The organism is Nocardioides baculatus, from assembly GCF_016735675.1.
Taxonomy (GTDB): Bacteria; Actinomycetota; Actinomycetes; order Propionibacteriales; family Nocardioidaceae; genus Nocardioides; species Nocardioides baculatus.
In genome coordinates this window covers 164,005-186,138 of record NZ_JAERSG010000005.1, presented here as the reverse complement: position 1 = coordinate 186,138, position 22,134 = coordinate 164,005, and the positions used below count along the sequence as shown (strand labels likewise).

The 22,134-nt window shown below is 72.6% G+C and carries 23 protein-coding genes; 7 read left to right on the top strand and 16 right to left on the bottom strand.

Annotation, left to right across the window (positions count from 1 at the left end; translation table 11 throughout):
• Positions 1 to 3 precede the first annotated feature (3 nt).
• The 3 genes from JI751_RS16460 to JI751_RS16450 are packed head-to-tail and all read right to left on the bottom strand — an operon-like array spanning position 4 to position 1,775.
• A complete protein-coding gene (locus JI751_RS16460; RefSeq protein ID WP_201938997.1) occupies positions 4 to 579 on the bottom strand; it encodes an ATP-binding protein in 576 nt (191 codons plus the stop codon).
• A gap of 9 nt (positions 580 to 588) precedes the next feature.
• Positions 589 to 975, bottom strand: coding sequence for a VOC family protein (locus JI751_RS16455; protein ID WP_201938996.1), 387 nt, complete (start codon positions 973 to 975; stop codon positions 589 to 591).
• Entirely contained in the window at positions 975 to 1,775 is an 801-nt protein-coding gene (locus JI751_RS16450) for a trans-aconitate 2-methyltransferase (protein ID WP_201938995.1), read from the bottom strand. The genes JI751_RS16455 and JI751_RS16450 overlap by 1 nt, the downstream gene beginning before the upstream one ends.
• Before the next feature lie 182 nt (positions 1,776 to 1,957).
• Between JI751_RS16450 and JI751_RS16445 the strand changes: the two genes are divergently transcribed.
• Positions 1,958 to 2,443: a MarR family winged helix-turn-helix transcriptional regulator gene (locus JI751_RS16445; RefSeq protein WP_201938994.1), complete on the top strand. Its 486-nt coding sequence runs from the start codon at positions 1,958 to 1,960 to the stop codon at positions 2,441 to 2,443.
• Positions 2,444 to 2,554: 111 nt separating this feature from the next.
• Here the strand turns inward: JI751_RS16445 and JI751_RS16440 are convergent, their stop codons facing one another.
• From JI751_RS16440 to JI751_RS16400, 9 genes are all read right to left on the bottom strand, one after another.
• Entirely contained in the window at positions 2,555 to 4,351 is a 1,797-nt protein-coding gene (locus JI751_RS16440) for an ABC-F family ATP-binding cassette domain-containing protein (protein WP_201938993.1), read from the bottom strand.
• Between the two features lie 72 nt (positions 4,352 to 4,423).
• Positions 4,424 to 5,965 (bottom strand): flotillin family protein, encoded by a 1,542-nt coding sequence (locus tag JI751_RS16435; RefSeq protein WP_201938991.1) that lies wholly within the window; start codon positions 5,963 to 5,965, stop codon positions 4,424 to 4,426.
• Positions 5,966 to 6,002: 37 nt separating this feature from the next.
• On the bottom strand, positions 6,003 to 6,500 hold the full coding sequence (locus JI751_RS16430; RefSeq protein WP_201938989.1) for an NfeD C-terminal domain-containing protein: 498 nt from the start codon (positions 6,498 to 6,500) through the stop codon (positions 6,003 to 6,005).
• A gap of 72 nt (positions 6,501 to 6,572) precedes the next feature.
• Positions 6,573 to 7,472: a 4-(cytidine 5'-diphospho)-2-C-methyl-D-erythritol kinase gene (locus JI751_RS16425; RefSeq protein ID WP_201938988.1), complete on the bottom strand. Its 900-nt coding sequence runs from the start codon at positions 7,470 to 7,472 to the stop codon at positions 6,573 to 6,575.
• Positions 7,469 to 8,344, bottom strand: coding sequence for a 16S rRNA (adenine(1518)-N(6)/adenine(1519)-N(6))-dimethyltransferase RsmA (gene rsmA, locus JI751_RS16420; RefSeq protein WP_201938987.1), 876 nt, complete (start codon positions 8,342 to 8,344; stop codon positions 7,469 to 7,471). Before rsmA ends, JI751_RS16425 begins: the two co-directional genes overlap by 4 nt.
• Before the next feature lie 105 nt (positions 8,345 to 8,449).
• A complete protein-coding gene (locus tag JI751_RS16415) occupies positions 8,450 to 9,541 on the bottom strand; it encodes a resuscitation-promoting factor (protein ID WP_307814307.1) in 1,092 nt (363 codons plus the stop codon).
• 281 nt (positions 9,542 to 9,822) lie between these two features.
• Positions 9,823 to 10,728 (bottom strand): TatD family hydrolase, encoded by a 906-nt coding sequence (locus JI751_RS16410; protein WP_201938986.1) that lies wholly within the window; start codon positions 10,726 to 10,728, stop codon positions 9,823 to 9,825.
• The gene (gene rsmI / locus JI751_RS16405) at positions 10,715 to 11,545 is read right to left on the bottom strand and encodes a 16S rRNA (cytidine(1402)-2'-O)-methyltransferase (protein ID WP_201938985.1); all 831 of its coding nucleotides are present in this window, start codon (positions 11,543 to 11,545) and stop codon (positions 10,715 to 10,717) included. Before rsmI ends, JI751_RS16410 begins: the two co-directional genes overlap by 14 nt.
• Before the next feature lie 7 nt (positions 11,546 to 11,552).
• Complete coding sequence (locus JI751_RS16400) at positions 11,553 to 13,310, bottom strand: PKD domain-containing protein (protein WP_201938984.1); 1,758 nt, start codon at positions 13,308 to 13,310, stop codon at positions 11,553 to 11,555.
• Positions 13,311 to 13,430: 120 nt separating this feature from the next.
• Between JI751_RS16400 and JI751_RS16395 the strand changes: the two genes are divergently transcribed.
• Positions 13,431 to 15,017: a dolichyl-phosphate-mannose--protein mannosyltransferase gene (locus JI751_RS16395; RefSeq protein ID WP_201938981.1), complete on the top strand. Its 1,587-nt coding sequence runs from the start codon at positions 13,431 to 13,433 to the stop codon at positions 15,015 to 15,017.
• A 165-nt stretch (positions 15,018 to 15,182) separates the two neighbouring features.
• Positions 15,183 to 15,404: a hypothetical protein gene (locus JI751_RS16390; protein WP_201938980.1), complete on the top strand. Its 222-nt coding sequence runs from the start codon at positions 15,183 to 15,185 to the stop codon at positions 15,402 to 15,404.
• Positions 15,405 to 15,479: 75 nt separating this feature from the next.
• On the opposite strand, the gene JI751_RS16385 is transcribed toward JI751_RS16390, so the two are convergent.
• Entirely contained in the window at positions 15,480 to 16,352 is an 873-nt protein-coding gene (locus JI751_RS16385; RefSeq protein WP_201938979.1) for a LysR family transcriptional regulator, read from the bottom strand.
• A gap of 81 nt (positions 16,353 to 16,433) precedes the next feature.
• Between JI751_RS16385 and JI751_RS16380 the strand changes: the two genes are divergently transcribed.
• Together JI751_RS16380 and JI751_RS16375 are read left to right on the top strand one after the other, a co-directional pair.
• Positions 16,434 to 17,690, top strand: a complete 1,257-nt coding sequence (locus tag JI751_RS16380; RefSeq protein ID WP_201938978.1) for an MFS transporter — start codon at positions 16,434 to 16,436, stop codon at positions 17,688 to 17,690.
• A 122-nt stretch (positions 17,691 to 17,812) separates the two neighbouring features.
• Positions 17,813 to 18,574: a septum formation family protein gene (locus tag JI751_RS16375; RefSeq protein WP_201938976.1), complete on the top strand. Its 762-nt coding sequence runs from the start codon at positions 17,813 to 17,815 to the stop codon at positions 18,572 to 18,574.
• A 268-nt stretch (positions 18,575 to 18,842) separates the two neighbouring features.
• On the opposite strand, the gene JI751_RS16370 is transcribed toward JI751_RS16375, so the two are convergent.
• Positions 18,843 to 19,454 (bottom strand): hypothetical protein, encoded by a 612-nt coding sequence (locus JI751_RS16370; RefSeq protein ID WP_201938975.1) that lies wholly within the window; start codon positions 19,452 to 19,454, stop codon positions 18,843 to 18,845.
• A gap of 36 nt (positions 19,455 to 19,490) precedes the next feature.
• On the opposite strand from JI751_RS16370, the gene JI751_RS16365 reads away from it, so the two are divergent.
• Positions 19,491 to 20,303 (top strand): SDR family oxidoreductase, encoded by an 813-nt coding sequence (locus tag JI751_RS16365; protein ID WP_201938974.1) that lies wholly within the window; start codon positions 19,491 to 19,493, stop codon positions 20,301 to 20,303.
• A 5-nt stretch (positions 20,304 to 20,308) separates the two neighbouring features.
• On the opposite strand, the gene JI751_RS16360 is transcribed toward JI751_RS16365, so the two are convergent.
• Positions 20,309 to 20,494 (bottom strand): hypothetical protein, encoded by a 186-nt coding sequence (locus JI751_RS16360; protein ID WP_201938973.1) that lies wholly within the window; start codon positions 20,492 to 20,494, stop codon positions 20,309 to 20,311.
• A 209-nt stretch (positions 20,495 to 20,703) separates the two neighbouring features.
• On the opposite strand from JI751_RS16360, the gene JI751_RS16355 reads away from it, so the two are divergent.
• Positions 20,704 to 21,309 carry a sigma-70 family RNA polymerase sigma factor gene (locus JI751_RS16355; protein WP_201938972.1) on the top strand — a complete coding sequence of 202 codons (606 nt, stop codon included), beginning with the start codon at positions 20,704 to 20,706 and terminating at the stop codon, positions 21,307 to 21,309.
• 27 nt (positions 21,310 to 21,336) lie between these two features.
• On the opposite strand, the gene JI751_RS16350 is transcribed toward JI751_RS16355, so the two are convergent.
• Positions 21,337 to 21,987, bottom strand: a complete 651-nt coding sequence (locus JI751_RS16350; protein WP_201938971.1) for a PAS and ANTAR domain-containing protein — start codon at positions 21,985 to 21,987, stop codon at positions 21,337 to 21,339.
• Between the last annotated feature and the right edge of the window lie 147 nt (positions 21,988 to 22,134).

Sequence of the window (22,134 nt, the reverse complement as noted above, 5' to 3'; positions counted from 1 at the left end):
ACGTTACCCGCCGGTAACGAGCCACGCGAGGACGCGGTCCGCCGTCTCGTCGGCCGAGAGGTCGGTGTTGTCGATCGCCAGGTGCGGCCAGCGGGCGAGCAACCGCTCCCCCGGCGCGTCCCGTCCGGGTTCGGCGGTCATGCGGTAGTCGGCCTCGAGCTCGCGCACGTTGTCGTCCGACCAGTCGACGTCGCGCTTGGACTTCTTCTCCGCCAGCCGGTGCTCGGTGCGGTTGCGCACCAGCCGGGTGTCGAGGCCCGCGACGAGCTCGACCACCGCGACCCGCTCGCCGTACGGCGCCACGAGGCGCTCGAGGTAGTCGGCCTCGGCCTGCTCGTCCATGCCCATCACGAAGGTGAAGACGAGGTCCGTGCCCGCGGTCGCGGCCTCCTCGATGAGTCGCCGGCGGAACTCGGTGTTGAGGGTCCGGAACGGCGGGGTGCCGTAGTCGAAGACGTCGAGGAGCAGCTCGATCGTGTGGTGGTTGTGGAAGAGCTTGTACGACGACCGCTCGGCGACCGCGCGCCCGACCGTCATCTTCCCGACGGCCGGCGGTCCGAGGATCAGCAGGAGGTGCATGCGCCGATGCTAGGGAGTGGCCGCGAGGACCTCGACCCGGTTTCCGTGGCCGTCGAAGGTGTGGAACCGGACGTGGCCGGGGAACGTGTCGCGCTGGCTCTCGTCGACGTCGAAGCCGAGGTGCCGCAGTCGTCCGGCCACCGCGTCGAGGTCGTCGACCACGAAGGCCGGATGGGCCTTGCGGGCCGGCGCGAACGGGTCCTCGACACCGACGTGCAGCTCTGCGCCGACCGTGGTGCGTCCTTCGCCGTCGTACGCCCGGAACCAGCAGCCGCCACGTGCCACGAGGTCGGCCGGCTTGTCGACCTCGGACATCCCGAGCCCGTCGGCGTAGAACCGGCGTGCGACGTCCTCCCCGCCGGGCGGGCAGGCGACCTGGACGTGGTGGAGCCGCATCAGACCCGGACGCCGTCGGGCTTGCGGGCGACCACGAAGATCCGGCGGAAGGGCAGGACCACGCGTCCGGAGGAGTCGGCCGGGTAGGCCTCGCGCAGCAGCGCCCGGAACTCCTCCTCGAACAGCGGTCGCAGGTCGTCGGGCAGCGACTGGAGCGTGGGGCGCGCGCCGGTGCCGGAGACCCAGTCGAAGACGGGGTCGGGGCCGGTGAGCACGTGGAGGTAGGTCGTCTCCCACGCGTCGACCTCGCAGCCGAGGTCGAGCAGGACGCGCGCGTAGACGTCGGGGTCGTGGCTCGTCGGCACCCGGGCATCGCGGGTGTGCGCGGCGTAGGGCTCGCGCGCGGCCAGCTCGGTGCGTGCGGTGTGGCTCGGCTCGTCGAAGTTGCCGGGGACCTGGAACGCGAGCCAGCCGCCCGGCGCGACCCGGTCGAGCAGGCCGGGCAGGAGCTCGAGGTGCCCGGGCACCCACTGGAGGGTGGCGTTGGAGACGAGCACGTCGACGGGCGCGCGCAGTGCGAGCGGGTCGGGGCGCGCCCAGTCGCGCAGGTCGGCGACCTCCCAGCTCACGCCCTCGATGTCCCGGGCGGCCGCGATCATCTCCGGGCTGCTGTCGATGCCGACGACCTCCGCGCCCTGCCACCGGTCGGCGAGCAGGGACGTCAGGTTGCCCGGGCCGCAGCCGAGGTCCACCACGACCTTGGGCGCCTCGGCGGGCACCCGGGCGAGCAGGTCGACGAACGGCCGCCCGCGCTCGTCGGCGTACGCCAGGTAGCGGTCGGGGTCCCAGGTGTGGCTCATGTGGTCGCTCCTCCGTCCGCGTAGTTCAGGGAGAGATGGTGGTCGTCAGGACTCTCCCATGACCAGATCACCCTGAACTACCCGGGAATATGTCTTGATGTCGAGACATCTCCCACCCTCCGCCACATCTCTCTCGATGTCAAGATTCTCGACCGAACCCGACATCTGGCAGGATGGCCCGCATGCGGGACGAGGTGGACGACCTGGTCGAGGCCTGGGGGCGCGAGCGCGGCGACCTCGACCTCGCACCTGTCGAGGTGTTCTCACGCATCAGCCGACTGGCCCGCCACCTCGACCTCGCCCGCCGCGACGCGTTCACCGCGCACGGCATCGAGTCGTGGGAGTTCGACGTGCTGGCCGCGCTGCGCCGGGCCGGGTCGCCGTACGAGCTCTCCCCCGGTCGCCTGCTCCGCGAGACCCTCGTGACCAGCGGCACCATGACCAACCGGGTCGACCGGCTCACCGCCCGCGGACTCGTCGAGCGCCTCCCCGACCCGAAGGACCGCCGCGGCGTCCTGGTCCGGCTGACGGTCGACGGCAAGGCCACCGTCGACGGCGCCTTCGAGGCACTCCTCGCGGCCGAGGCCGACCTGCTCGCCGACCTGCCGGACAAGCAGCGTACGCAGCTGGCCGGCCTGTTGCGCTCGCTGCTCGCGCCCTTCAGCTGAGCTCGTCTCCACCGGACTGGGAGGGCGAGTCGGACACCTGGAGGGGGTTGCAACCGCCTCGGAGTGTCGGAGTCCCCGCACATGCGGGGACTCCGACAGCACGAGAGGCGCCTACTCGACGGCCTCGGAGGCCTCGAGCCACTCCATCTCGAGCTCGTCCTTCTCCGCGGCCAGCTCGCCGAGCTGGTTGCCGACGCGCGCGAGCAGGTCGTAGTCGCTGAGGTTGGCCTCCATCTCGGCGTGCAGCTCCGCCTCGCGTACGGCGATGCGCTCGAGCTGCTTCTCCACCCGGGCCAGCACCTTGCGGGCCGCTCGGTCCTCGGCCGAGCCGGGGCGCGCCTTGGCGGCGGCCGGGCCGGGGACGTCGCTGGTCGTCGGAGCGACCGCCTGCGGTGACGTGGCCGCGGCAGCCGCCTGCTCGCTCGACCGACGCTCGAGGTACTCGTCGACCCCGCGGGGCAGCATCGAGACCTGCCCGTCACCGAGCAGCGCCCAGACGGAGTCGGTGACCCGCTCGAGGAAGTAGCGGTCGTGCGAGACGACGATCAGGGTGCCGGGCCAGCTGTCGAGGAAGTCCTCGAGCACGTTGAGCGTGTCGATGTCGAGGTCGTTGGTCGGCTCGTCGAGCAGCAGCACGTTGGGCTCGGTCAGCAGCAGCTTGAGCAGCTGGAAGCGCCGTCGCTCGCCACCGGAGAGGTCGCCGAGGCGCGCGGTCAGCCGGTCGCCGGTGAAGCCGAAACGCTCGAGCATCGACGTCGCGGTGATCTCCTGCCCGTCGAGGGTCTTCGTGACGCGTCGGATCGACTCGACCGTCGGCAGCACGCGACCCTCCGGGTCGACGTCGTCGAGCGCCTGCGTGAGGTGCTGCATCGCGATCGTCCGGCCGTGCCTGACCCGCCCGACGTCGGGCGGCAGGGTGCCGGCGATCAGCGACAGCAGCGAGGTCTTGCCGGCGCCGTTGACCCCGACGATGCCGATGCGGTCACCCGGCCCGATCCGCCAGGTGGCGTGGTCGAGCAGCACCTTGTCGCCGCGCGCGAGGTCGACGTCCTCGATGTCGACGACGTCCTTGCCGAGCCGCTGGCTGGCGAAGCGCTGGAGCTCCATCCGGTCGCGCGGCGGCGGTACGTCGTCGATGAGGGCGTTGGCCGCGTCGATGCGGAACTTCGGCTTCGACGTACGCGCCGGCGGGCCGCGCCGCAGCCAGGCGAGCTCCTTGCGGGCGAGGTTCATCCGTCGCGTCTCGGAGGCGGCGGCCTGCCGGGACCGCTCGGCCTTGGCCAGGACGTACGACGCGTAGCCGCCCTCGTAGGAGTCGACCGCCCCGTCGTGGACCTCCCACGTCGTCTGGCAGACCTCGTCGAGGAACCATCGGTCGTGGGTCACCACGATCAGCGCGCTGGGCAGCGAGACGAGGTGCGCGGCGAGCCACGCGACGGCCTCGACATCGAGGTGGTTGGTCGGCTCGTCGAGCACGATCAGGTCGTGGCGCGAGAGCAGCAGCGCGGCCAGGGCACAGCGACGGCGCTCGCCACCCGACAGCCCGACCACGGCCCGGTCGAGCGTGACTCCGGCGAGCAGCTCCTCGACCACCTGCCGGGTCGTCGCGTCGGCCGCCCACTCGTGGTCCTCGCGGCCGCCGAGCACGGCCTCGCGGACGCTGTGGCTGTCGACGAGCTCGTCGCCCTGGTGGAGGTATCCGATCTCGACGCCGCGGGTGCGCGAGACCCGGCCGGCGTCGGGCTGCTCGATCCCGGTCATCACCTCGAGCAGCGTCGTCTTGCCGTCGCCGTTGCGGCCGACGATGCCGACCCGCTCCCCCACGGAGATGCCGAGGGAGACGTCGTCGAGCAACGGCCGTACGCCGTAGGACTTCGAGACGCGCTCGAGGTTGATGAGGTTCGCCATGTCGGGGGCGATCCTCTCAGGCGCACCCCCGCGGACGCGGATCGGCGTCGGTCGACGCCCCGGAGCGGTGGATCAGCGCGTGGGCTCGTCGTCCTCCGCGGCCGGAGCCGGCGCGGCGACCGCGGCGGGCGAGGAGGAGGTGCCGGCGTACTTCTGGATCAGCGACTCGATGTCGAGGCCGGTGGTCGTCTTCAGCAGCTCCATCGTCTGGACGAGGTTGTTCGTGACCTGCCGCGGGAGCTCGCCGGCGCCGTCGGCCGAGATCACGGTGAGCTTGTCGATGCCGGCCATCGGCCGCGCGAGCTCGGCGGCCACCTTCGGCAGCACCTCGATCAGCATCTGCAGGACGGCGGCCTCGTTGTAGCCCGCGAACGCCGCGGCCTTCTTGTCCATCGCCTCGGCCTCGGCCTGGCCGGCCGCCAGGATCGCGGCACCCTGCGCCTCACCCTCGGCACGTACGGCGTCCGCCTCCGCGACGCGGCGGGCCTTCTCCGCCTCACCGCGCTTGGCACCCTCGATGGCCTCGGCCTCGGCGAGCGCCGAACGGCGGGACTTCTCGCCCTCACCGGTGAGCCGGGCCTTCTCGGCGTCCGCCTCGGCCGCCGCGATGGAGGCGGCCTTCTTGGCCTCGGCCTCGAGGATCTGGGAGTTGCGGCGACCCTGCGCCTCGGTCTCGACGCGGTAGCGCTCGGCGTCGGCGGGCTTGCGGACCTCGGTGTCGAGCTCGCGCTCCTTGAGCGCGGCCTGACGGACAGCCACCTTCTCCTGCTCGAGGAGGATCGCCTGGTCGCGGTCGGCCTGCGCGAGGGGGCCGGCGGCGGAGGCCTGCGCGTTGGCGGCGTCGGTCTCGGCCTTGATCTCGGCGCTCTTGAGCGCGAGCGCGCGCTGGGTGATCGCGATCTCCTGCTCCGCGGCGATCCGCGCCTGCTCGGCCGCCTGGCGCGCGTTGGCCTCGGCGATCGAGGCGAGCTGGTTGAGCTTGGCGGCCTCGGGACGGCCGAGGTCGGCGAGGTAGGAGCCGTCGTCGGTGATGTCCTGGATCTGGAAGGTGTCGAGCACGAGACCCTGGCCGGTCAGCGAGGACTCGGACTCCTCGGCGACCCGCTGTGCGAAGGCGGCGCGGTCGCGGATGATCTGCTCCACCGACATCGAGCCGACGATCGAGCGGAGCGCACCCGCGAGGACCTCCTGGGTGAAGGTCTCGATCTCGGCCTGCTGGCTGAGGAAGCGCTGGCCGGCCGCGCGGATCGAGTCCTCGTTGCCGCCGACCTTGACCAGCGCGACGCCGTCGAGGTTGAGCTTGATGCCCTGCCCCGACACCGCGCCGCGGATCTGCACGGAGATGCGACGCGAGGACAGGTCGAGGGTGGCGAGGCGCTGCACGAACGGGATGACGAACACGCCGCCGCCCATGACGACCTTCTGGCCGGACAGGTCGGTGGAGATCTCGCCCGTCTCCGGGTTGCGTACCTCGCCCTTGCCCTTGCGCCCGGTGATGATGAACGACTCGTTGGGCCCGGCGACCTTGTAGCGGGTGACCACCAGCAGCGCGAGGAGCACCAGGAGGACGACGAGGCCGATCACGGCGGTGACGACGGCGGACAGACCGAACATGGATGGGGCTCCTAGCGAAGTGCGTACGACGGACGGGTCAGGGCAGGAAGAGGGGCTCGACGTGGACGGCCGTGGGCGAGATGACGGAGGTGACGCTCACCTGGGTGCCGGCCTCGACGGGGACGCTCGAGCGGGCGTTGAGCCGGGTGATGTGGCCGCCGACGCTGATCGACACCACGCCGAAGCCGTCGGCGGGGATCGCACTGACCACCGAGCCGATCTTCTCGACCATGTCGGAGGTGCGCACGGTGTCGGTCTCGCCGGTGCCGTGCAGGAACGACGAGGCCTTCGCCGCCAGGGCGCCCAGCAGCACGCCGAGCACCAGGCCGATGATGACGGCGAGCGAGGTGGAGCCGGTGGCGGACAACGCGATCGCGCCGCCGAAGCCGAGGGCGCCCAGGAAGCCCGCTAGCGCCTCGGTCGAGAAGAAGCCGGCGCTGAGTCCCTCGAACGCACCGTCGAGCACGTCGCCGAGGACGAGCGCGACCACCAGCAGCAGCACTCCGAGCGCGCCGACCAGCAGGAACACGGTCACGATGCCTCCCCCGGTAAGCGCGACATGCCGCGCACACCCTAGCGCCCGGCCGAGGGGTCCGGGGAGATGTCCCTAGGCCAGCAGGTGGGCGCCCGCGACCGGCCCCGTGGCGGTGAGGACGACGTCGTGCCCGGCACCCGCGAGGCCGGCGGCCGTCTCGCGCGCGCCGTCGGCGGAGTCGCACAGGAAGACCACGGTCGGTCCCGACCCGCTGACGATCCCGCGGAGCGCACCCTCGGCCTCGCCCAGCGTGATCAGGTCCCCGAGCTCGGGACGCAGGTCGATCGCCGGCTCCTGGAGGTCGTTGTGCAGCGCCCGCGCGAGTCGTACGGGCTCGCCGGACGCCAGCGCGGCGAGCAGGGCGTCGGCCGAGGCCGGGACCTCGGGGGCGTCGGGGCGCATCGTGTCGAAGTGGCGGTAGACCGCGGGCGTCGAGAGGCCCTCCGCGGCGGGGACGGCGACCCACCACCACGCGCCGCGGTCGTCGACCGGCGTCACCAGCTCGCCGCGGCCCACGCCCCGCGCCGTACCGCCGACGAGGGAGAACGGGATGTCGCTGCCCAGCTCGGCGGCCAGCGCGAGCAGGTCGTCGTCGGAGGTCCCCAGGCCCCAGAGCCGGTCGCAGGCCACGAGCGCGGCGGCGGCGTCGGCCGACCCGCCGGCCATGCCGCCCGCGACCGGGATGTCCTTGCGGACCTCGAACGCGCCCGTGGCCGGGCGACCGGCGTGCGATGCCAGCAGTCGAGCGGCGCGCAGGACGATGTTGTCGGGTCCGTCGGGTACGTCGGCGGGGTCGATGTGGTCGGCGACACGGGTCGCCAGGGTGAGGTCGTCGGCGGCGGCCAGTGACAGGTCGTCGTGGATCCCGATCGCCTGGTAGACGGTGTCGAGCGGGTGGAAGCCGTCCTCGCGGACCCGGCCGACGCCGAGGTGGAGGTTGATCTTGGCGGCGGCGCGGACGGTGGTGTTCACTGCACCCGCGCCCGCGTCAGGCCCTCGGCGATCCGGGAGAAGTCCTCGACGGTGAGCACCTCGCCGCGCGCGGTCGGGTCGACGCCGGCCGACTCGAGGGCGGCGGTCGCGACCTCGGCCGAGCCGGCCAGCCCGCGGAGGGCCGCGCGGACCTGCTTGCGACGCTGGGCGAACGCGGCGTCGACGACGGCGAAGACCTCCTGGCGCGTGGCGGTGGTGTCCGGCGGATCGCGCCGGGTCCAGGCGACCAGACCGGAGTCGACGTTGGGCGCCGGCCAGAAGACGTTGCGTCCGATCGCACCGGCACGTCGTACGTCGGCGAACCAGGCGGCCTTCACGCTGGGCACGCCGTAGGTCTTCGACCCCGGACCGGCGGCCAGCCGGTCGGCGACCTCGGCCTGCACCATCACGAGCCCGCGCTCGAGCGACGGCAGCAGCGTGAGCAGGTGGATCAGCACCGGGACCGAGACGTTGTAGGGGAGGTTGGCGACCAGCGCGGTCGGCGGCGGGCCGGGCACCTCCTCGACGCGCATCGCGTCGGCGAGCACGACCTCGAAGGCGTCGACCTGGCCCGGGGCGTACGCCGCGATCGTGGCCGGCAGCCGCTCGGCGAGGAGCGGGTCGACCTCGATCGCGATGACGCGCTTCGCGACCTCGAGCAGGGCGAGGGTCAGCGAGCCGAGGCCGGGCCCGACCTCGACGACCACGTCGTCGCCGGTGATGCCGGACTCGCGCACGATCCGGCGCACGGTGTTGGCGTCGATGACGAAGTTCTGCCCGCGCTGCTTGGTCGGCCGTAGGTCGAGCTCGGCCGCGAGCGCACGCACCTCGGCCGGCCCGAGGAGCCTCGGGCCGGCCGATTCGGTGGTCATGTGGGCAACCCTATCGGCCGCTGTAACGCCGGGTTAGGCGCTGTACCCACCCCCTTGCAAGGCAGTGGGTACACCTCGTAACCCGGCGTTGCAGCGGGACGGCGATCAGCGGGGCAGGCCGAGCTTGGCCGCGCAGCCGGGCCAGGCGCCGTAGCCGCCGGAGGCGTCGCGGAGCTTGGTCGCGATGGCGATCTGGGTCTCGCGGGAGGCCTGACTCGGGAGGCCGGTGCCGCCGTAGGCCTGCCAGGTGCCGAGGTTGAACTGGAGGCCGCCGTAGTAGCCGTTGCCGGTGTTGATGGCCCAGTTGCCGCCGGACTCGCACTGCGCCAGGGAGTCCCAGACGGTGCTGCCGCCGGCGAAGTTGGAGGTGACGACCTCCTTGGTGCCGACGCGGACGATCGTGGGGACGGCCTTGCGCTTCACCGAGGCGGAGACGACCTTGCGGGCCACCATCTCGCCGTTGACGAAGCGCAGGCGGTAGGTCACGTTGCGGACGCCGTCGGAGCCGGCCTGCACGACCTCTTCCTCGCCCTCGGGCATGCTCGCGTCCTCGCGCTCGATGACAGGGGCGTCGACGACCTCGCGAGCGACCTTCTTCGTCGCGATGCGGATGTCCTTGACCACGACCTTGTCGCCCGCGGCGATCTCGGTGGTGAGCGACGGGGTGATCTTGTCGTGCCGGTCGACCTCGAAGCCCATCGAGTCGAGCACGTCGGCGACGGTCAGTGCCGCCACCTTCTTCGTGCGCAGGTCCTTCGCGCCGATCTTGATGCGGACGACCTTGGGGGTCACGACCTGCAGGGACAGGCCCTTGCGGCCGATCGAGGAGCTGCGGCTCGTGGAGAGGTCGGCGCCGTCGAAGCGGCGGCCGATCTCGCTGAGCGCGCTCGCGACGTCGGTGGAGTTCACCCAGTACGTCGTCGCCTCGCCGTCGACGGACAGCTCGAGCGGGCGACCGAACTGCACGGCGATGGCCGAGCCGTCGGTGACCGACTCGTCGACCGAGGGGGCGACCAGGTCCTTGTCCGTGACGTCGATGCCCTCGGCGGCGAGCACGTCGCCGACGGTGTCGCCGATGGCGCTGACCTGGCGGGTCTGGCCGTCGAGGGTGAGGGTCACGTCCTTGCTGAGGGCGGCGTAGCCGACCGTCGTGCCTGCGACGGCTGCCACGACCACCGCGACGAGGGTCGCCAGCACCGACCTGGACCTGCTGAGCTGCGCAAGACGAGAGCGCACGATTCTCCGAACGTCGTACTCCCCGGGCCTCGGGCGGCAGCACCCCTCCACGAGCAGTGCGCAGCACCCACAGGGGGCGTACGACGTGCGAGCGGGGGTCTCGCAGGACCGGCCCGATCCGGTCCTCGTGCTGCCGAAATCGCTCCCGATCCCGGCCAACAATCACAAGACGATAACGACGACGGGCGCCTCCGCAAACTCGAACGCCGTAAATCGGGCGAGATCCGGCTCACGTCGACCGGCTACCAGGACCCTCCGAAGGCGGTCGCGGTGTTGGCGTCGATGGCCCGGCAGAGCTCCTCGAGGTCGGCGTCGAGCACCTCGGCCATGGCCCGCACGGTGAGCGGGACGAGGTAGGAGGCGTTGGGCCGACCGCGGTAGGGCGTGGGCGTGAGATAGGGGGCGTCGGTCTCGACCAGGACCCGGTCGAGCGGCGTGATCGCGAGCGCGTCGCGCAGCGTCTGGGCGTTCTTGAAGGTGACGGTGCCGGCGAAGCTCAGGTGCGCACCCCGGTCGAGGCACCGACGCGCGAACTCCGGATCGCCGGAGAAGCAGTGCATCACCCAGCGCTCGGGCGCACCCTCCTCGTCGACGATCCGCAGCAGGTCTTCGTGGGCGTCACGGTCGTGGATGACCAGCGTCTTGTCGAGCCGCTTGGCGAGGTCGATGTGGCGGCGGAAGCTCTCCTCCTGCACGGCCCGGCCGTCCTCACCGGTCCGGAAGGTGTCGAGCCCGGTCTCGCCGACCGCGCGCACCTTGTCGTGCGCTGCCGCGAGCCGCTCGATCTCCTCCAGCGCCGACTCGAGGTCGCCGGCGGCCGCGAGCCGCGGCGCCTCGTTGGGGTGCAGTGCGACGCCGGCGACGAGCGCATCGTGCTCGGCGGCCGCGGCGACGGCCCACCGGGCGCCCTCGAGGTCGCAGCCGATCTGCACGATCCGCGGCACGCCGACCGCCGCGGCCGCGGCGATGGCGTCCGCCGTCGCGGTCCAGTCGCCGTCGGCGATGTCGAGGTGGCAGTGGTTGTCGACGACCGGGTGCGGCAGCGGCTCCGGCGCCGGCGGGCGCTCGCGGTCGCGGCGGGCGCCGGACTTCTCCTCCGTGGCTGCACGCGAACGCGTGGGCCCCTCCCCTGTCTCAGCGGTGGACAACGTCGTACACCTCCCGCTTGGGCAGCCCGGCGCGCTTCGCGACCTCGGCGATCGCCTCCTTGCGGGTCGACCCGGACTCCTCCAGCGCTGCGACGGCCGCCCGCAGCGAGCCGGGGTCGGTGTCGACCGCGGGCGCCCCGCTCGAGCCCTCGACCACGATCGTCACCTCACCGCGCACGCCGTCCGCGGCCCACGCGACGAGGTCGGCCAGCGGACCGCGGCGCACCTCCTCGTGGGTCTTGGTCAGCTCACGGCAGACGGCGGCGGGACGGTCGTCGCCGAGCGCGTCGGCCATGGCAGCGAGGGCAGCCTCGGTGCGGTGCGGTGCCTCGAAGAACACCATCGTGCGCTCCTCGGTCGCCAGCGCCGCGAGCCGGCGGCCGCGCTCGCCGGCCTTGCGCGGCAGGAACCCCTCGAAGCAGAACCGGTCCACCGGCAGTCCGCTGACGGCCAGGGCGGTGAGGACCGCGCTCGGCCCGGGGACCGCCGTGACGCGGATGTCGTGCGCGACCGCGGCGGCCACCAACCGGTAGCCCGGGTCGGAGACGCTCGGCATCCCGGCGTCGGTCACCAGGACCACGCGGTCGCCGGCCAGCAGCGCCTCCAGCAGCACCGGCGTACGCGCCTGCTCGTTGCCCTCGAAGTAGGAGACGACCCGGCCCGACAACGTGATGCCGACGTCGGCGCAGAGCCGCTTCAGCCGGCGGGTGTCCTCGGCGGCGACCACGTCGGCGCCCGACAGCTCCGCCGCGAGCCGCGGCGGTGCGTCGCCGGCCTGCCCGATCGGGGTGCCCGCGAGGACGAGGACGCCAGCCATGCCCCGATCATCGCAGGCGGACGACGAACCTCCACGTCCTGGCCGACCGGTTGCCGGCGGCGTCGGTGACCACCAGCCGTACGACGTGCCGGCCGGTCGCCAGCGCCCTCGCGGGGCGCCAGCGGACGGTCCCGCGCGCCCGGTCGTACGACAGCTTCGTCGCGCGCCGTCCGTCCACTCGCAGCACGATCGCCTTCTTCCGTACGCCCTGTCCGCCGTCACGCACGCGAGCCGTGACCACCGGTCGCGCGAACCGGACGGTGCGGAGAGGTCCGACGCGGGAGATCCGGGGCGGGGTGGCGTCGAGGGCAGGAGTCGGCGTCGGGGACGAGGTCGGCGCGGGGGTCGGCGTCGGGGACGGCGCCGTCGTCGGCACGGCTCCCACGACGACCTGCACGGCGTCACTGACGGACGCGTGCCCGGCGTGCTCGCCGGACGCGTGGGCGACGGTGACCGTCGCGGTGTAGGTGCCGGGCGTGGCGTAGGTGTGGTCGGGGTCGGCACCGGTGCCGGTCGTGCCGTCACCGAAGGCCCAGGAGTAGGTGAGGTCCGCGGTGCCCGGCGCGAGGTCGGCGCAGCCGATCCGGCGTGCGGCGTTGTCGGGGTCGTGCACGACGAGCGAGACCGCCTTCGGCCCGGCTCGCACCGGCTTGGTGACCTCGACGGCCCCGCTCGCGCCGGTGGCGTCGGAGGTGAAGAGCGGCCAGATCTCGTTGGGCTCGGCGAACGGCTGCGTGGTGTCGAAGCGGAAGTGCGCGCCGCCGAGGTCGTCGTCGCACGCCTGCTCGTGCACGTGGACGGCGCCGTGCGGCGCGGACGGCTTCGTCCCGGTGACGCTGAGGGCGGTGCGGGTGCGACCGCGGCTGCGCACCAGCACGGCCTCGCCGGTGATGGCCGGGTAGTCCTCGAGGCCGGCGGAGTAGGCGTGGAGCGTCCCGCGCGTGGTGACCTGCGTCGAGAAGGCCACCGTGAGGGGCGCCGTGCCACTGGCCGGCGAGGCCAGGGCGTCGATGTCCGGGAGCGCGTCGTCGGTCGGCGGGTCGGGGTCGGGCGGGCCCTCGCCGGTGACGACGACGGTGAACTCCTCGACGTGGAGGCCGCCCCGCCCGTCGCTGACGCGGAGCCGGACGACGTACGTGCCCGGCGTCGTGTACTCGACCATCGCGTGGTCGGTGTACGACGGCGCACCGCCGGCCCCGAACTCCCACGCGACGGCAACGACGTCACCGCTGTCGGGGTCGGACGCGTTGGCCGTGGCGTGCACGACGTGCGGGGCCGGCCCGGTCAGCGGCTCGACGACGGGGGCCGCAGTGGGCGACTGGTTGGTGCTGTCGGCCGGGACGACGACGATCGTGCCGGTCATCATCGGCCCGTGCAGGGAGCACTCGTAGCGGTAGGTGCCGGGCTGGTCGAAGGTGTAGGTCACCGACGGACCGCCGGCGTCGCGGTACTCCTGCAGGGCCGTCGGCCAGATCGACTCCCACGGCTGCGACGGCGCGAGCGAGACGAGGTCGTGGCCCTGGGTGGCGCGGTCGAACTGCCACTCGACGGTGTCGCCTGCCCGGATCGTGACGGTCGTGGTGCCGGTGTCGACGGACTCCCAGCGGTTGCTGGCGGTGTCGTCGACCGCGTCGACCACCCAGGTGCGCGGCGGCTCGGCGGCGGTGGAGGTCGCCGCGACCGCGCCGACCGTCAGGCCTGCGGCGAGGAGCACCAGCGCCAGCGCCGTACGCAGGCGGGTCCCGGGAGCGGACGGGCGGGGCATGGCAACCTCTCGGTGGACGGCAGGTCGAACACGGTTCTCATATTTGAACTGCGCACGAGTCTAGGTGTGACTGCCGCCACGTCAAGGTGTCCGTGTCCACGCGCTGGTTAGAGTTCCGGCGTGACCCCCACTGCCGCGGAGCGCAACACCCCGCGCTGGAGGTCCGAGGACAAGCTGGCCGGCTGGGTCGGCGCCATCTGCCTGGCGAGCCTCGCGTTCTTCCTGCGGCGGTGGAACCTCGGCACGCCGCACGCCTTCTCGTTCGACGAGACCTACTACGCCAAGGACGCGTGGTCGCTGCTCAACAACGGCTACGTCCGCACCTACGTCGAGGACGCCGACAAGACGATCCTCAACGGCCAGGTCACCGGCCTCTGGCAGGACACCCCCTCGATGATCGTCCACCCCGAGGTCGGCAAGTGGCTGATCGCAGCAGGGATCAAGGTCTTCGGGATGGACCCGACCGGCTGGCGGATGGCCTCGGCGGTCATCGGTGCGCTGATGGTCCTGCTGATGTGCCGCTTCGTGCGACGGGTCACCGGCTCCACCGTGCTCGGCCTGGTCGCGGGCCTGCTGCTCTCGATCGACGGCCTCCAGCTCGTGCTGTCCCGGCTCGCCCTCCTCGACATCTTCCTCGCGTTCTTCACCCTCCTCGGCGTGCACTGCGTCGTCGCCGACCGGCAGTGGCTGCGCGACCGGCTGGCGGCCGGACGGCGTACGGCGGCCCTCGGGATCTGGCGACCGTGGCTGCTCCTCGGCGGCGTCGCCTTCGGGCTGGCGTGCGGCACCAAGTGGTCGGCGATCTACACGCTCGCGGTCTTCGGGCTCCTGGCGTGGCTGTGGAGCGCCGGCGCCCGGCGGGCCTTCGGGCAGCGACGCCCGCTGCTGCGCTCGGTGTTCCTCGACGGCGTGCCCGCGTTCCTCGCCCTCGTCGGCGTCGGCCTGGTCACCTACCTCGCCACCTGGACCGGCTGGCTGATGCACGCCGACGCCTACGAGAGCAGTCCGACGCTCACCAACAGCCAGTACACGTCGTACGGCGGTGACGATCCGTGGCCCACCGCGTCCGAGCCGGACGCACACGGGTTGGGCGAGGTCACCCAGTCGCTGCGCTCGCTGTGGTCGTACCACCAGGACGTCTACACGTTCCACACCCACTTCCTCAACGACTCGACCCACATCTACGCCAGCAAGCCCTCGACGTGGCTGGTGATGGGCCGACCGGTCGGGGTGGACGCGCAGACCGACATCCAGCCGGGCGCCCAGGGGTGCGACGCACCCAGCGGCTCGACGTGCATCCGGCAGATCCTGCTCATCGGCAACCCGGTGATCTGGTGGGGCGGCTGCCTGGCGATGGTCGCCTCGCTGCTGCTGTGGATCGGCGCGCGCGACTGGCGCCACGGCGTCGCCGTGGTCGGGCTGGCCAGCACCTGGCTGCCCTGGTTCCTCTACGACGACCGACCGATCTTCTTCTTCTACGCGATCACCAGCCTGCCCTTCCTGGTGCTGTCGGTGGCCCTCGCGATGGGCCACCTCATCGGGACGTCCGACGTCCCGACACCACGCCGTACGTTCGGGGTCGTCGTCGCCGGCAGCTACACCGTGCTGGCGCTGGTCGCCTTCGCGTGGTTCTGGCCGATCTGGACCGACGTGCTCCTCACCAAGTCCGAGTGGGACGCCCGGATCTGGTTCCAGCGCTGGATCTGAGCCCCACCTCGACTGGGCCAGACCGGGGCTATCGAAAACTGGGAAAACGGCAGAGAATCCATCAAGAAGTCCTGCATTTCGGTCAACCTCATGGTGGCCCCGACGGCAGCGACGGACGATGGGGACGCGCCGGCGAACCGGGGCTGTCGCCAGGGAGGGTGCGTCATGGAATCCACGTTCATTCACGTCTGTCTGAAGACCGACGGAGCCCCCACCGAGGACGGCCACGAGGTGGGTGAGCGCTGGGTGTGCTCGTGCGGTGACCACTTCGTCTACCGCGAGGGCTTCAACCGCGGCGGCTACCCCGAGGTCGCCTGGTGGCCCGCGCCGGCCATCCCGCAGCCGCGCAGCTCGGGCATCCGGCTCTTCGGCCCCCGCAAGGGCTGAGCACCCCGCCGGCCCGTCCGGCACCACGAACGACGACGACCCCGCCCTATCCAGCCCGGGCGGGGTCGTCGTCGTTCAGTCCTGCCAGGCCCCGCTGCGCGCCAGGTCGAGGAGCCGCAGGGCCGGAGGCGCGAGGGGCCGGTCCGTGCGCCACGTCAGGCCGATCGTCCGGGTCGCACCGGGTGAGGCGAGCGACAGGCCGACCGAGCCGGAGAGCCCGGCGAACGCCTCCGGCACCACCGCGACGCCCAGGCCCGCCGCCACGAGCCCCTCGATCGTCGCCAGGTCGGCGCTCTCGAAGGACGTCCGGGGCGTGACCCCGGCCTCGGCGAGCAGGTTCTGGACCAGGGCGCTGTGGCCGAAGCCGGCGGGGGTGGTCACGAGCTCGTCGTCCGCCAGCTCGGCGAGGTCGACCCGCTTGCGACGGGCGAGCCGGTGCGTCGGCGGGACGACGACCACGAGCCGCTCGCGCTGGACGGGGAACCAGGCGTGCCCCGGTGCGTGCTCCATGGTGAGACCGAGCTCCACCGCCCCGCGATCGAGGTCGCGGCGGATCTCGTGGGCCGGCTCCTGGCTGAGCACGACCTTCACGCCCGGCGCGTGCTCGTGGAAGGCCCGCAGCAGCCGCGGCACCAGGGTCGTCGCCATCGAGTCCAGGAACGCCAGGCGCACCAGACCCGTCTCGGGGTCGAGCCGGTTGGCCAGGGTCGCGCGGAGGAGGTCGTGGCGGCCGACCAGCTCGCGCGCCGCGTCGAGGACGACCTCGCCGTCGGGCGTGAGCACGACGCCCGTCGGCACCCGCTCGAAGATCCGCACACCCAGGTCGTCCTCGAGCCGCGCCAGCGCCCGCGAGAGGGTCGGCTGGTTGGTCTCGAGCGCGGCGGCCGCGTCGGTCACGTGCCCGTGCTCGGCGAGCGTCACCAGCCAGTCGAGGTCGCGGAGCAGCATCGCCCGATCATACGCATGACGTATGTCGATCGACCGATCTCGACATTGGACGTATGTGACGGCGAGGCGCACCATCGTCCGGTGACCACGCTGCAGCTGCCGTCCCTCCGGGCAGGCGCCATCTCCGACACCGCGCCCTACCGTGCGGGCACGGACGGGTACCGCCGCGTGATGATCGCGATCTTCGCCGCCGGGATGTCGACCTTCGTCCTGCTCTACGACGTCCAGGCGCTGCTGCCCGAGCTCCGCACGACGTACGACGTCTCGGCGACGCACGCCACCCTCGCCCTCTCGCTGACGACCGCCGCGCTGGCCGTCACGCTGCTCGTCGCCGGCCCGCTGTCGGAGGTCGTCGGCCGGACCCGGCTCATCCACGTCGCGCTGTGGTCCTCCGCCGCCGTCGCCCTCGCCACGGCCGTCGCGCCGACGTGGGAGGTGCTGCTGGGCCTGCGGGTGCTGCAGGGCGTCACCGTCGCCGGGCTGCCGGCCGTCGCCACGGCGTACCTCCGCGAGGAGCTGCACCCGTCGGCGCAGGGCCGCGCGTTCGGCCTCTACATCGGGGGCACGGCGCTGGGCGGGATGGCCGGCCGGCTGGTGACCGCGCCGGTCGCCGACGCCGTGGGCTGGCGCTGGGGCCTCGCCGCCGCGGCCGGGGTCGCCCTCGTCGCCGCAGCCCTGGTCGCGTGGCTGCTGCCCGCCTCGCGCGGGTTCGTGCCGCGCGCCCGCGGTGCCGGCAGCGTCCTCGGCGGCGCCCGGGCAGCCGTCGGCGATCGCGGGCTGGTCGCGCTCTACGTCCTCGGCGCCTGCGGGATCGGCGCCCACGTCGCCGTGCTGAACGCCCTCGGCTTCCGGCTCAGCGCGGCGCCGTACGGCCTGTCGGTGGGCGCCATCAGCCTCGTCTACCTCGTGTACGCGCTGGGCACGGTGAGCTCGACGGTGTCGGGCCGCGTCGCCGATCGCATCGGGCGGCGCGCGACCATCCCGGCGGGCTGCGCGCTCGCGCTCGGCGGGGTGCTGCTCACCCTGGCCGGCTCGCTCCCGCTGCTGGTCGCGGGTGTCGCGGTCATGACAGTGGGGTTCTTCTGCATCCACGGGCTGGCGAGCGGGTGGGTCACCGCCCGCGCGCACCTCGCCGGCGTCAGCACGGGCCAGGCCGCCGCGTTCTACTCCTTCTCCTACTACGTGGGCTCGTCGGTGTTCGGCAACCTCGGCAGCGCCGCGTGGAGCCACCGGGGGTGGGGCGCCGTGGTGGTCCTCGCCTCGACCCTGCTGCTCACGGCCTGCGCGATGGTGGCGGTGCTCCGTCGTACGCCCGCGCTGGACGCCCGCGTGGCCTGAGCCTTCACCCCCAGGAACGGTTCCGGCGGCGCAGCACGCGGGTCTAGCGTGCGAGGACCTGGCCGCACCAGGTGCCGGAGGCGTCGGGCCCACCGGCTCACGGGGGACGAGAGGTGCCATCCATGTCCAGCCACACGACCAGATCGACCTGGTCCGTCATCGCGACGGCCATCGCCCTGCTGCTCTCCGCGCCGTCGATCCTGCCGGCCAACGCCGCGCCGGCCGACGACCCGTTGGCGGGCGCAGCTGCCGTCGGCGAGTGCCGCGCCTACACCATCAAGGACTTCGAGTCTGCTCACGAGAGCTCGGCCGCCGTCGACTGCGCCGGGCCCCACACGGCCCTCGTGGTCGCGGTCAAGATCGTCCCGAAGAGGGTCAAGCTGTCCGGCGCTCCCAGCGCCGGCCTCCAGCGGTTCGTCACCAAGGCGTGCAACGACGCGTGGGGCAACGCCATCGGCGCCGGCCACAAGCAGGGCCACCTCGTCGTCTACACACGCTCGTGGTTCACCCCGACGAAGTCGCAGCTGGCCGCCGGCGCGCGCTGGGTCCGGTGTGACGTCAACGCGTACGACGACAAGCAGCTCGGCAACCTCCCGCCGGTCACGCCGTTCGTCGACGGCGGCATCGACGCAGGCGATCGCCGGTGCCTGACGGGCAAGCTCAACGTGGTCCCCTGCACGGCAAGCCACCAGTGGATCTCACGCGGGATCGTGAAGATGCCGGACGGCCGCTACTCGGTCGCGCGCCAGGACGCCTTCGCCAAGCGGCGCTGCCCCAGCGCGATCCAGAAGCGCGTGGACAAGCGGTTCCTCTGGTGGCGCGTGAGCGAGTCCTCGTGGAGGAGCGGCGAGCGCCACATCACCTGCTACGGCAACGGGGGCTGACCCTCCGGTCGCCTCGTGCGTGGCGGCACACGACACGGGGCCGCGGGTGGGTGGCGGCACACGACACGGGGGCCGCGGTGGGTGGCGGCACACGACACGGGGGCCGCGGTGGGTGGCGGCACACGACACGCGGGGCCGCGTGGGTGGCGGCACACCACATCGATTCGCCACGGATCCATGTCGTCTGCCGCCACCCAACGACGGCGGAACGTCGTCTGCCGGCACCCAACGACGGCGGAACGTCGTCTGCCGCCACCCACCGACGGCGTCACCAGGAGCCGGGGAAGCGTGACGACCCGGCGATCGACAGCAAGGAGACGCCGATACCGACGGCGACCGCGATGAGGAGCGCCTCGCCGAGGTGTCGAAGTCGCGGCACGAGAAGCAGCACCAGGCCCGTCACCGCGACGAGGAGCGGCAGCACCCAGAACGGGACGGCGTTGGCCGCCAGGACGGAGACGAAGGCGAGCACGCCGCCTCCGAGCGCGGCCTGGAGGAGCGGCACGGGGCGGGCGCCACGGGGCAGGCCGACCTCCGTGACGGCACCGGACATCGGCAGCTGGTCGGGTGCGAGCGCCCGCAGGAGCAGCGTCACCGTGGCCGGGTCGGTGACCACCACGACGTCGCGGAACCGGTCGGCCACGGCGTGGGCACGCACCAGCTGGTCGAGTCGGTGGCCGCGGTCGACGTCGGGGAACCGGACCGGCGCCAGCAGCACGTCCGGCACCGGCTCGACCCCGAGACCGCCGACGACCTGCTTCGCCTCGGCGGTCGGGGCAGTGAGGACGACGACGCTCCGCCCGAGTGACGACCTCAGGCGCGCGACCTCGTCGGCCCCCGCCTGGGAGCCCACCACGAAGATGCGCTGGTAGTCCTTCACCTGCCCGACGCTATCTGTGCCCTACTGTCCGTGGGCATGACCACCCGTGCTGGAGCCGTCGTCACCGGAGCGGGCCGCGGGCTCGGCCGGCTCATCGCCGGCCTCCTCGTCGACCGCGGCCACGAGGTCCTGGTGACCGACCTCGACGGCGAGGCCGCCGCGGCGGTGGCCGCGGAGCTCGGTCCGCGCGCCAGCGCCCGTGCGCTCGACGTACGCGACGAGGTGGCGGTCGCCGCGGCGTGCGACGAGATCGTCGAGCGCGCCGGTCGGCTCGCCGTCTGGGTCAACAACGCCGGCGTCCTCGTCACCGGCCCGGCCTGGGAGCAGGATGCGCAGGCCCGCCGGCTGATGCTCGAGGTCAACGCGCTCGGCACGGTCAACGGCACGGTCGCGGCCATCGAGGCGATGCGCGAGCGCGGCGGTCACGTGGTCAACATCGTCTCGCTCGCCGGCCTTGCGCCGGTGCCCGGCGAGGCGGTGTACGCCGCCTCGAAGCACGCCGCGATCGGGTTCTCGCTGAGCACGATCGCCGACCTGCGGCTCGCGAAGATCCGCAACATCGACATCTCGTGCATCTGCCCCGACGGGATCTGGACCCCGATGCTCCACGACAAGCTGGACGACCCGGCCGCCGCGCTGTCGTTCTCCGGCAAGCTCCTCCGACCCGAGGAGGTCGTCGAGGCGGTCGGCCGCGTGCTCGACCGGCCCCGACCGGTCACCACGCTCCCGCGCTCGCGCGGCATCCAGGCGCGGCTCGCGGCACTGTCACCTCGGGCAGCGGTCGCCGCCGCTCCCCTCGTCGTGGCGCGCGGGCGTCGTACGCAGCAGAGGATGCTGCGGGACCGCTGAGGCGGTCAGTCCTCGCGCGACTGCACGAAGCGGGTCACGAGCTGAGACAGCCCGATCACGGCGATGACCGCTCCCCCGAACGCCAGCACCTCGGCGACCGTCTGGGTCGCGGCCTCGCTCGAGTGCCGGAGGACGAGTCCACCCGCCAGGATCACCAGCCCCACCAGCACAGCCACCAGCGCCCGAGTCACGGACACCACGGTACGTCGGACTGGGTGAACCGGTGTGCACCCAGACGAGATCTTGACCGGTCCCTGACGCAAGACGGTCCCGGGCACCCATAGGGGTGTCGACGCGTATCAAAACGCCGCGCGAGAGGTACTGGCGCGGCTACGCTCGCACGACAGGTTCTCAAGCAATGGGGCTTCGACCGCGAGTAGTCACTCGACGGAGCAATGCCATGCACCCTGCCGCACGGAGAGCCAACCCGGCTCGTCACCGCCTCGAGGACCCGGTCACGCTGCGACTACGAGACGCAGGAGCCGGGGACCACGACGCGTTCGCCGAGCTGTACGACCTCATGGCCAGCCGGGTGCACGGCCTGGTCCTGCGCGTCGTGCGCGACCACCACCACGCCGAGGAGGTCACCCAGGAGGTGTTCGTCGAGATCTGGCGCAACGCTGCCCGCTTCGATCCCCTCCGCGGATCGGCCCAAGGCTGGATGCTCGCGATGGCTCACCACCGGGCGGTGGACAGGGTCCGGTCGCTCAGCTCCGCACAGCGCCGGGACGCCACCTGGCACGACGAGCAGGACAGCGCCACAGCCCTCGACGCGACGGCCGACCTCGCCACCGCGCGTCTGAACGCGTCGATGCTGGGCGAGGCGCTGGCGCTGCTTCCGGCGCCGCAGCGGCGGGCCCTGGAGCTGGCCTACCTGGACGGGCACACGTACACGACCGTGGCGCACCTGATGCAGGCGCCGGTGGGGACGACGAAGACCCGGATCAGGACAGCGCTGCACAGCCTGCGGGACCGGCTCCAGAACCCGGACCTCGTCACCGCGTGAGCCACCGGTGACGTCGAGGACCCGGCGTCAGACGGACACGGGACCGGTGGCGGCGTCCTCGCCTGCTCGGGCCAGCCACTCCAGGATCCCGGTCGTCCCGTCGGCGGCGCTCCTGCCGGGGGACTCGACCAGCATCTGGGCGATGTCGGCGACCTTGCGGTTCGCGAGCTGCGAGCACAGCCGCAGCCGCTCGAACGCCTCGTCGGCCGTGCAGCCCCCTGCCAGCATGAGCATGCCCTTGGCCTGCTCGATGACCGGGCCGGCCGCGGCCTTCCTGGCGAGGGCGACCTCCACGTCGGCCTGGGTCTCGTCGCGCCGCGCCTGCGTCAGGTCGATGTAGTAGCCCTGGATCTCGACCGTCCGGCCGTCCGGGTCGAGGAGCGACGTCCCCACGCTCACCACGGAGAGCACCTTCTTGTTGCGACGCACGATGCGGTGGTAGCAGCTGTAGGTCCCGCCGTCGCGGACCACGGCAGAGAAGACCCCTGCCGCGCGATCCCTGTCGTCGGGGTGCTTGTGGTGCATCAGGGCGCTGGTCGTGGGCGGGATCTCGCGCGGCACGTAGCCGTGGAGCTCGTAGAGCGCGTCCGACCAGTGCCACCGGTCGTTCACCACGTCGTACCTGAACGGGGCGACGATGCCGGGGGAACGTTCGCCGGGGAAGGAGTGGATGTCCACGGGCAGTCCGCGTCTCTCTCGTGGTGACCATCAGCCCGGTCCCGCGACGAGGGCTGGCTCGAGGATACAAGCGAGAGGTCCCGCCTGTCCCCGTGTCTCGAGGTCGCCGGCCGAGGACCCGGACGCAGAACCGCCCGCCGCCTGCTC